The 8,424-nt window shown below is 50.8% G+C and carries 14 protein-coding genes and 1 pseudogene; 5 read left to right on the forward strand and 10 right to left on the reverse strand.

Annotated features, from left to right (window positions below; all coding sequences use genetic code 11):
* Positions 1 to 548 (reverse strand): hypothetical protein (locus RM811_RS17105; protein WP_402526782.1); only part of this gene is annotated, 548 nt, incomplete at its 3' end.
* Between the two features lie 100 nt (positions 549 to 648).
* Positions 649 to 1,380, reverse strand: coding sequence for a tyrosine-protein phosphatase (locus RM811_RS17110; RefSeq protein WP_402526784.1), 732 nt, complete (start codon positions 1,378 to 1,380; stop codon positions 649 to 651).
* Positions 1,381 to 1,529: 149 nt separating this feature from the next.
* Here RM811_RS17110 and RM811_RS17115 point away from each other — a divergent pair, with 149 nt between their 5' ends.
* Both RM811_RS17115 and RM811_RS17120 read left to right on the forward strand, forming a co-directional pair.
* On the forward strand, positions 1,530 to 1,772 hold the full coding sequence (locus RM811_RS17115; RefSeq protein ID WP_257296149.1) for a type II toxin-antitoxin system Phd/YefM family antitoxin: 243 nt from the start codon (positions 1,530 to 1,532) through the stop codon (positions 1,770 to 1,772).
* Complete coding sequence (locus RM811_RS17120; protein ID WP_402526787.1) at positions 1,772 to 2,113, forward strand: hypothetical protein; 342 nt, start codon at positions 1,772 to 1,774, stop codon at positions 2,111 to 2,113. Before RM811_RS17115 ends, RM811_RS17120 begins: the two co-directional genes overlap by 1 nt.
* Positions 2,114 to 2,161: 48 nt before the next feature.
* On the opposite strand, the gene RM811_RS17125 is transcribed toward RM811_RS17120, so the two are convergent.
* From RM811_RS17125 to RM811_RS17140, 4 genes are all read right to left on the reverse strand, one after another.
* A complete protein-coding gene (locus tag RM811_RS17125) occupies positions 2,162 to 2,479 on the reverse strand; it encodes a hypothetical protein (protein WP_402526789.1) in 318 nt (105 codons plus the stop codon).
* On the reverse strand, positions 2,479 to 3,711 hold the full coding sequence (locus RM811_RS17130; RefSeq protein ID WP_402526791.1) for an O-antigen ligase family protein: 1,233 nt from the start codon (positions 3,709 to 3,711) through the stop codon (positions 2,479 to 2,481). The genes RM811_RS17125 and RM811_RS17130 overlap by 1 nt, the downstream gene beginning before the upstream one ends.
* A 111-nt stretch (positions 3,712 to 3,822) precedes the next feature.
* Positions 3,823 to 4,221, reverse strand: coding sequence for a hypothetical protein (locus tag RM811_RS17135; RefSeq protein WP_402526793.1), 399 nt, complete (start codon positions 4,219 to 4,221; stop codon positions 3,823 to 3,825).
* Between the two features lie 20 nt (positions 4,222 to 4,241).
* Positions 4,242 to 4,682: a Panacea domain-containing protein gene (locus RM811_RS17140; RefSeq protein ID WP_402526795.1), complete on the reverse strand. Its 441-nt coding sequence runs from the start codon at positions 4,680 to 4,682 to the stop codon at positions 4,242 to 4,244.
* A 235-nt stretch (positions 4,683 to 4,917) separates the two neighbouring features.
* Between RM811_RS17140 and RM811_RS17145 the strand changes: the two genes are divergently transcribed.
* Complete coding sequence (locus tag RM811_RS17145) at positions 4,918 to 5,367, forward strand: type II toxin-antitoxin system HigA family antitoxin (protein WP_402526797.1); 450 nt, start codon at positions 4,918 to 4,920, stop codon at positions 5,365 to 5,367.
* A gap of 72 nt (positions 5,368 to 5,439) precedes the next feature.
* Here RM811_RS17145 and RM811_RS17150 read toward each other — a convergent pair whose 3' ends face one another.
* Both RM811_RS17150 and RM811_RS17155 read right to left on the reverse strand, forming a co-directional pair.
* Positions 5,440 to 6,159, reverse strand: a complete 720-nt coding sequence (locus tag RM811_RS17150; protein WP_402526799.1) for an O-antigen ligase family protein — start codon at positions 6,157 to 6,159, stop codon at positions 5,440 to 5,442.
* A gap of 12 nt (positions 6,160 to 6,171) precedes the next feature.
* On the reverse strand, positions 6,172 to 6,675 hold the full coding sequence (locus tag RM811_RS17155) for a hypothetical protein (protein ID WP_402526801.1): 504 nt from the start codon (positions 6,673 to 6,675) through the stop codon (positions 6,172 to 6,174).
* Between the two features lie 176 nt (positions 6,676 to 6,851).
* On the opposite strand from RM811_RS17155, the gene RM811_RS17160 reads away from it, so the two are divergent.
* Both RM811_RS17160 and RM811_RS17165 read left to right on the forward strand, forming a co-directional pair.
* Entirely contained in the window at positions 6,852 to 7,193 is a 342-nt protein-coding gene (locus RM811_RS17160) for a UPF0175 family protein (RefSeq protein WP_402526803.1), read from the forward strand.
* Positions 7,186 to 7,701 carry a DUF3368 domain-containing protein gene (locus tag RM811_RS17165; RefSeq protein ID WP_402526805.1) on the forward strand — a complete coding sequence of 172 codons (516 nt, stop codon included), beginning with the start codon at positions 7,186 to 7,188 and terminating at the stop codon, positions 7,699 to 7,701. Before RM811_RS17160 ends, RM811_RS17165 begins: the two co-directional genes overlap by 8 nt.
* A gap of 76 nt (positions 7,702 to 7,777) precedes the next feature.
* Here RM811_RS17165 and RM811_RS17170 read toward each other — a convergent pair.
* A pseudogene (locus tag RM811_RS17170) lies at positions 7,778 to 8,251 on the reverse strand (polysaccharide biosynthesis protein); the annotation flags it as partial.
* A gap of 26 nt (positions 8,252 to 8,277) precedes the next feature.
* Positions 8,278 to 8,424: an IS1 family transposase gene (locus tag RM811_RS17175; protein WP_402526808.1), complete on the reverse strand. Its 147-nt coding sequence runs from the start codon at positions 8,422 to 8,424 to the stop codon at positions 8,278 to 8,280.

Here is an 8,424-nt window from a genome sequence, read left to right on the forward strand (position 1 = left end):
ACGTCTCGTGGGCTCGGAGATGTGTATAAGAGACAGCGATAATACCGACCCATCACCATGGCATTTTCCATCACCTTCTGTTCCCAGGGGCCAAGCTGATTGGCTCGCACCAGGGCCGCTTCAAACTGATCATCAATCAGGGATCGCTGGGAGCGGGCCAGGGCATAATTGCTCCAGCTGTAAGGCCAGGCGGGCCTTGATAAAATTGCCTGCTGCCAGGCGGTTAATTCCATGGGTCCCATCAGCGGCTCATCGATGGCTAACCATCCGGCCCTGAAGCCCGATTCCAGAACCCTTGCCCGCAACACCTCCAGTTCCGCAGCAATGGGTGCCTTGGTCAACGCCTTATCGATACCGGCCAGCGTAACCTGCCAATCCTGTTTATTGATCACATAATCAGGGTCAGCCCTGGTTTCCGTTTGCCAGTGTTCCAGAAAGTTCTCGGTCTGGTAGCGCCAGATTTCAGACTGCACCAGATTTATCGCGGCATTAAAAGCCACCGCCAATAAAGCAATACCGGGCAATACCAGCAGCCATCGTTTAAACATTTGTCTTCCTTTTTTCGCCGCCCGCTGCCCGCCTCCCGCTTCCCGTAAAAGCACTGGTTTTATCTTTTTCGGGCAGCGGGCAGCGGGCAGCGGGAAGCGATTAATGTTTACCAAAAAGGGAAAAGGTCAGTAGATCCGGATTGGTCAGCGTCAGCCGCTCCCGAACATCTCTGCCATACCAGCCATCCAGCACTTCAGCCGCCGCCTTCATAGCAGGCGGGCGTCGTTTGGCATGATGGGCATCAGAAGCAACAAACTGCACCAGCTCATGGTCCAGCAACCAGCGGGCAGTCGCTTGAGCCTTTTCACCAAAAGATCCGGGAATGGAACCGGCGGTCACTTGCAACAATGCTCCCCGTTCAACAAGCGGGAAGATCCGCTCCGGATACTCCATCAGCTCTTTATTTCGTTCAGGATGGGCAATCACCGGTCGGATCTGTCTTTTCCCCAACCACTCCAGCATATGTTCAATACCCACCGGAATATTTGGATGGGGCAATTCCAACAACAGGCAGTCGTAGCCCTCCCACTCACCAATCATGGGGATACGCTCTTTGCGCAGCTGGAACATCATCTCATCACTAAACCGCACCTCAGCGCCCATGGCCAGCTCAATCTTCAGGCCTGCCTCTTTGGCATGAGCAGCCAGAACATCAAAAGCCGGAGCAATGGTGCTGATATCGTTTTCATAACGCCCGGGATGCATATGAGGGGTACAAACCAGCCGCTGAATGCCATCCGCTTCAGCCATCGCCAGCAGTTCCAGCGCCTTGTCCAGCGTATCCGGCCCATCATCAATAGCGGGAATAATATGGTTGTGAATATCAATCATCTTTACAGCCGTTGTCCGTTGTCCGTTGTCCGTGATCCGAAAAAGATAAGAAAAGCGGTTACAGAAATCGGATCACGGCCTTAATCTTTACCGCCTACCACCAGAACAGACTATAATCAGACCATTAACAGACCTATTGGGAGAAAACCATGGAAACTCAAACCCTCAGCTATTTAAAACAAAATGCGGCAAAGCTGGATGTAATGGACGGTCCGCTCCGTATTACCCAACACGGTCGGCCTGTTTACCGTATCTATTCTGAGCAGGAAGCCAGCATGAGAGATGAAGCCATCGCCCTGCTGAAACTGGCCAACCGTGCCGAACGGGATATTCGTGAAAACAATACCCTGACACCGGAAGAAGCCCTTAAGCGCCTAAGCGATGAAGCCTGATGAAACAGCCCGTCATTGTAGAAATAACAGAAACTGCATTTCAGACATTGCGCCAGCTCAAAGGCTACATGAGCCTGTTTATTACACCCGACCAGCTCAACCTTCTCATGACCAGCCTGGTTCAACAGACCCAACAACTCATCGAAGAAGTACCCTATCGCCCGGCCTGCCCAGAGCTGTCCCTGATCGGCATACAAGACTATCGCCAACTCAATCTGCTTGAGAATTACAAAGTGCTGTACCGTCTTGACCTGCAATCCAACAAAGCTTTCATCATCGCCTTTATGCGACAAAAGCAAAGCGCACAAAAACTGCTGGTTGATTTAGCCTTGATGCAATAAGAGCCGCTGCCCGCTACCCGCTGCCCGCCTCCCGTAAAAGCATTCGTCTTATCTTTTTCGGGCAGCGGGGAGCGGGAGACGGGAAGCGTCGCCTTTATCTTTTTCGGGCAGCGGGCAGCGGGAAGCGGGGAGCGGTCTTCTCAGGGAAGCGCCCGCCAGGGTAGGCAAATACCTCGCCAACCACCCCAACGCCATCATGCAAATAAAATAAGCCGCATTCGAAGGAATCTGCAGATTAAAATCCACCGACGAGTGAATCATAATCGCCAGAATCCCCATAAACGCTGCAAACCCCATACCCACCATCAGCGTGTTACGCCGCAGGTGCATCGCCTGAATCGCCTGCCAGGCCGAAAGCAATACCATCAATGCCAGAAGGCCAGAAGGCCAGAAACAGGCACACCAAATTCCAGCGGGAATTGCAGAAAATCGTTATGGGCCAGGTCGAAAAAGCCGCGCCAGGTGCCATCGTTGTATTGGGGTAATGTCGTATAGAAAGAACCGGCACCAGAACCGGTAATAGAAAAATCACCAATGGCACCCAGAGTTTGCGGATTTACATCACTTCTCGATTCCGTTTGTACGCTGGTTCTTTCCAGCCGTTGCACTACTTCTTCCAGCCCGAACCATTGGCTGACGATAACCGTGTCGATCACAAACAGGCTGACAAACAGAATGATCACTCCCCGTGTCAGCTTTTTACGACAAATAACGTACAAAATACCGGTAATCATCAGGCTGGAAAAGAACGCCGTGTTACCCATACGGGAACGCCCCATCACCAGCCCAACCACCATAATGGCGATGCCGGTTCTTAAAATAACTTTACTGCTCATCAGGGTTTTCAGGGTCTGTCGCCAGAACTCGTGCCAACTGTTGGCTTTGCGGTCATTAAGCTGAGCCAGTAGTAAACCCATACCAACCGCCAGCGTCATTTCCAGACAACCGGAAAAGTTATTCCGATTAACAAACGTGCCGGTGGCCACTCCACGGCCAACTTCTTTCGGACCAAACAAAGAAATCTCAGCACCAGAAAGAGTACTCAGCGTACCAAACAGCGCCTGAAAGGTACCGGCAATAACAAACAGCCAGGCGATCATTCGCAGTCGCCTGGAGTCACTTACCAGCAATAACACCATGGCGAACAGCAGGGCATAGGCCAGCGACAACGAGGCATGCACCTGGGAAGCAAATGGATCAAGGGAGAGGAAAAGATATTCCGGCACCGGCAGGTTTAACACTCCGGCTGCTTCTGCCTGAACTGACCAGGCCACCGGTGACAACTGCTGCACAATGCCGGCTGGCAATGGCAACGACTGCACCCAAACCCAAAAGGCCACCAGAACCAGCCCGACAAAAACCGGCAACCCTTTCCGAAAAGCAGGGGTAACCGACAAATGCCCAAAACCATAACCTGCCAGCCACAGAGCCGACAGCATAAAAACACCCAACTGCAGAATCCCCATCGCCCATTCGGGTTTACTGCCATAAGGCAAGGGCAGCCAGGCAATCACCAGCAACAAAAGATAAAACAGAAAACGGCTAAAACGGTTATCTATTGTGGGCAAGGGGCTGTCCTTATTGATGGTTTTGGGCATTTGGGATTCTATCAGGTTTTCCGCTGCCCGCTACGTGCCTCCCGTTGCTCAAATAAGAATGGCTGGTGCTTTTACGGGGAGCGGACGGCGGACAGTGCACGACTAAAAAAACTACGTATGTTTCAGCTTGGAAGGGCAAACCCGATGTTCAGGATCGTACCAGAGCAGTTTGGCGATATGGCGGTCTCGGATACAGAAGATTCTCGACTTACCTTTGAGATGAAACGAGAAAACCTCATCAATATCATCCTGCCGGATTGCAAGCAGTCGCTCCTGAGCTGCCCTGGAAAGGCTGTTAACTGAAATAGCGTGGTGATGTTTACCGCGAATTTCAGACCACTCCATGCTGTCGAAACTATGGAGTTTCTGCACAATGTCCAGCTCAATGTCCTGACCTGAAGGCCAGGCAAAAGGCCCTTCTCTATCAACAGTAGAAAAACGCCAGGATGGACGACTGTCGATGTGTTGGGAAGGGGTTCTGACCTGTTTTGAAAGCCGCCCCGGGAACACGTTTACTCTTCTTACCCATGTCAGAGCGAACCGTAATACTCAGCCATGGATTCATAGGTGATTGGGGAGTTACTGCGATCCGAATCAAGCAGGCCAACTCTTGCCTTTTTCCATGGCAGCTCTGCATGGGTCTGATCGCTCAACCACTGGGCAGACTTACCTCCATAGGCTTCCAGTACAGCATCAATGGTTTCAATCTGCTTCTCTGAAAGCGTACCTGTGGCATCAGCCCTGAAATCCCAGGCTGAAACACCATACTGGCCACGATGCCGACTATAAAGATCGGGAGAAACCGGTCCGTTAGCCCAAGCCTCAATCCTGTTATCAAAAAGTGGCACATCATCCCAAACCAGCGACCAGGCCTGACTGTAGTAAATCAGCTTCTGAAGCTTCATGGCCGACATATCCCCCCGCTTTACAAGGATATATTTCGCCACATCGAAGACCGTTACTGTCGCCATTTCCTTATCTCTGTTATCACTGAAGCATTTATAAATCATCGGCAAGTATATGGTATTTTCATAATGCACCATATACGGGATTGGTATAACGGGTTTTGTATTGATGAGTATTTTCGCCGCCCGCTTCCCGCTTCCCGCTTCCCGTAAAGATATGCTTATACTGGCAGGGGAGACGGGGAGCGCCATCAAATGTTTAATATGAGATCAACAAACGCTGCCGAAAAGGAGGTTGCCTGTGAACCCGCATAAATCAGAAAACCTGGGGGAGTTAACGCGCCGCTTTGACCTCTTGCTGGAAGTTGCGCCGTTCCTTGAAGCGATTAACCATGAGGCCGACTATCAATGCGCCCTGGAAGCAACAGAAGCACTGTGTAACGCCATTGGCGACAACCCGGATGACTCCCGCAACCTGCTGCTGGATATGATCACCCGCCAGATCGAACGCTATGAGTACCAGACTGACCCGGTACTTTCACAGTGGGATAAGCAGGATGGCACCATTGCACTTCTGCAAACACTGATGCGCCAGCATGACCTGAAACAGTCAGAACTCCCCGAAATTGGCAGTCAGGGTGTCGTATCGGAAGTATTAAATGGGAAGCGTACCCTGAACCTGAAGCAGATACAGAAGCTGGCTAGCCGTTTTCAAATTTCAGCTGCTTTGTTTATGGGAACCGATTCTTAATGGCCGCTGCCCGCTGCCCGTAAAAGATAAAAGACATGCTTTTGCGGGAAGCGGGCGGCGGGTAGCGTTCTTTTAACGACGAAGGCGGAAAGCCATGGCGACTGGCAACCAGATCAACAACCAGTATTGATGGGGCAAACGCACCAGCTCATCCACATATGATTGAATGCCCATAAAACCAAAGGTCAACAGGCCTGCGGTTAGCGTAGCCTCCGGGCGATGGCGATAACGCCAGCAGGTCACGGCACAGTAAACGATGATCCCCATAAATAGCCCTACACCCACCAGGCCATAATGCACCCACAGTGTCATCAGATAATTATGGGGAAAGGGATAGGTAATCATTTTAGGAGGAATCACATAATCAAAGGCCTGGCCAAGCCCGTGCCCCAACCAGGGTTTCTGCTGGATTAAGCCAAAGGCATCAGCCCACAGGGGAATGCGGCCATTAAATCCTTTATCAACCTCTGCCTCAACCAGTGCATCACCATAAATGACCAGTGCCAAACCAACCACTAACAACATGGCCAGCAAAGCCAGAAACTGTCGTTTACCCACCATCAGACTGGTGACCAGAGCCGCAGCCAGCAGAGAGATCAGCGCACCGCGGCTATAGGTTAACCCCATATAAAGTAGCAAAGGCAGAAGTACGACCAGCAACGGCAGTGTGTGCCGTAAACCGGAGGCCGTCATCACCCGGTGCAGAACCACTACAGTAAACACCCCGTAAAAAAGCCCGGCATCAATGGGGTTATAGAGATTGGCAAACCACCCCATACCGGCACCGGACATTCGGAAACTGCGTCAGGCGAAAGCACGATCCAATACCGAAAACTGCCAGACCATGGAAAGCAGGGCAATGGCCGAGATAAACACCGCCACGGCCAGCAACACATTACTCAGCCCCTCTGGCTTAATGGTTATCACCAATAGCACAAACAGCAGGACGGAAAGGATTCCGGGTAACCAGTCTGCCATCACCGAAATCCGCGATACGCCATCACTCCAAAACAGGCTAACCAGCATCCACCCCAGCAAGGCAAACAACAACCAGAGCCCTTTGGAATGAAGCGCATCAAGGAGCCTCTGCCGACCCGTGAATAAAAAGGCCAGTAACAACCCGGCCACCGACAGGTCATCGTAAAGCCCAGGGGGAAACAAAACAGGGCCTGCCAGTATCACACCGAGCAGACCCTGTCTGACGTTGTCCGCTTTCTGTAGTCCGTTGTCCGAAAAAACATTTCCTTTATCTTTTACGGACCACGGAAAGCGGCCATCGGACAACGATCTTTTCTCATCAGTACTCAAATTAAAAAACCATCACTGTGAAGAGCCGCTGTCCGTTGTCCGATATCCGCAACCCGAAAAAGCTTTTATCTTATCTTTTTCGGAAAACGGAAAACGGAATGCGGATCACGATTATACATCTATAATAGGTACACACTTCGGACACAATGAGCCATTTACCTCATAAGGAGCAGGCCATGAGCACTGATACAACACCAGCGGTTTTTGGCATAAGGGAACTCAGAGAAAGATCCAAAGAACTCAGTGAAGTTGCACTGGCGGGGAAATTAGCCGTATTTACCCGTTACGGAGCCCCTCTTATGATCGGCGTACCCATCACCAATATCCTGCTGGAAAAAGGGGTTCACACCGGGCTGGCTATCAGTTTGTATGAAGCGGGCATATTAACACTGGCGAAATCAGCCCAACTGGCCAGCCTGTGTTTAGAAGATTTTATGAAACTGGTATCAAGCCTTGATATACCCATTGCTGATTACCAGCCCGGCGATCTTGAGAAGGAGTTAAAGCACTTTGACTAATATCATCGTTGCTGATGCCAGCCCACTTATCGCCCTGGGCCAGACACCGGTTCTTGATCATCTGAAGCATCTAAACCTGATATTAATGGCTCCGGATGCCGTGCTCAACGAGTGCAGAGTGCCCGGCAAACCGGCCTGCCTCCCTATTGAAAACGCGATCCATTCCGGCATCATAAAGCCTATCGCCGACAAGCCTGACAATCACCCTCTGCTACAACAATTACAATCATTACTGGATAACGGCGAAGCGCAAGCCATCATTGCTGCCATGGAACTCAACGCCTGCATTATGATTGACGAAAAAAAAGGACGCAAAGAAGCCAGCAAAAGAGGCCTCAAAGTCATTGGCAGTTTGACACTGCTACTTCAAGCCAGAAAGCAAAACCTCATAGGCCCACTTAAACCCATCACTGATCTCCTCCGGCAAAATGGCATCCGGTATTCGGACTCGGTCATTCATGAATTACTGGAACTTGAGGCAGTATTATTAAAGATCGCTCCCCGCTAGCCGCCTCCCGCTGCCCGTAAAAGCCTTTATCTTATCTTTTTCGGGAAGCGGGCGGAGGGCAGCGGGAAGCGTTCTTTTAAGATACTTCATCCTCAACAGCCTGATGCTCCGGATGCCGATACAACCAATCAACCACCTTACTGCTGGGTTTATAACCATTCACATAACGCAGCAACAATTCCCGGGTAATGGTATAGCGATGCTCTTTCAGGCTCTCGATCATCTCAACCAGCACAATCTTTAACTGCTCCCAGGCCAGCATCTCCTCACAGGCACGGCTGATACGGGGATGAATAGTCCCCTCAACGTTGTCGCCGATTAACAGCTCTTCATACAACTTCTCGCCGGGACGAAGACCGGAAAAACGGATTTCAATGTCTCCGTCCGGATTATTCTCATCCAGAAGTGACAGGCCAGAAAGGGAGATCATTCGCTTCGCCAGATCAATAATTTTTACCGGCTCACCCATATCCAGCACAAACACATCACCACCCTGACCCAGGGCTCCGGCCTGAATAACCAGCTGGGCTGCTTCGGAGATGGTCATAAATAGCGGGTAGTGGGCCAAATGTGTGGTCAAAAATAAATATCTACCCCAAATTCAAGCGCGTTAATCAGTAATCCAATGACAATATCGTGCATCTTCTCAAGCTTGGAAAAGCATATACTCTTTCTCGCTAACCGTTTGATCCATGTTCTGAAATTCAAATTCTTACGTTCAAT

The sequence above is a fragment of the Endozoicomonas sp. genome, assembly GCF_031844845.1.
GTDB lineage: Bacteria > Pseudomonadota > Gammaproteobacteria > Pseudomonadales > Endozoicomonadaceae > Endozoicomonas.

What these genes read in the sequence shown, in the direction of transcription:
- RM811_RS17110 (WP_402526784.1), bottom strand. Translation starts at nt 1,380, where the DNA reads ATGATTGATATTCACAACCATATTATTCCCGCTATTGATGATGGGCCG.
- RM811_RS17115 (WP_257296149.1), top strand. Translation starts at nt 1,530, where the DNA reads ATGGAAACTCAAACCCTCAGCTATTTAAAACAAAATGCGGCAAAGCTG.
- RM811_RS17120 (WP_402526787.1), top strand. Translation starts at nt 1,772, where the DNA reads ATGAAACAGCCCGTCATTGTAGAAATAACAGAAACTGCATTTCAGACA.
- RM811_RS17125 (WP_402526789.1), bottom strand. Translation starts at nt 2,479, where the DNA reads ATGGTATTGCTTTCGGCCTGGCAGGCGATTCAGGCGATGCACCTGCGG.
- RM811_RS17130 (WP_402526791.1), bottom strand. Translation starts at nt 3,711, where the DNA reads ATGCCCAAAACCATCAATAAGGACAGCCCCTTGCCCACAATAGATAAC.
- RM811_RS17140 (WP_402526795.1), bottom strand. Translation starts at nt 4,682, where the DNA reads ATGGCGACAGTAACGGTCTTCGATGTGGCGAAATATATCCTTGTAAAG.
- RM811_RS17150 (WP_402526799.1), bottom strand. Translation starts at nt 6,159, where the DNA reads ATGTCCGGTGCCGGTATGGGGTGGTTTGCCAATCTCTATAACCCCATT.
- RM811_RS17160 (WP_402526803.1), top strand. Translation starts at nt 6,852, where the DNA reads ATGAGCACTGATACAACACCAGCGGTTTTTGGCATAAGGGAACTCAGA.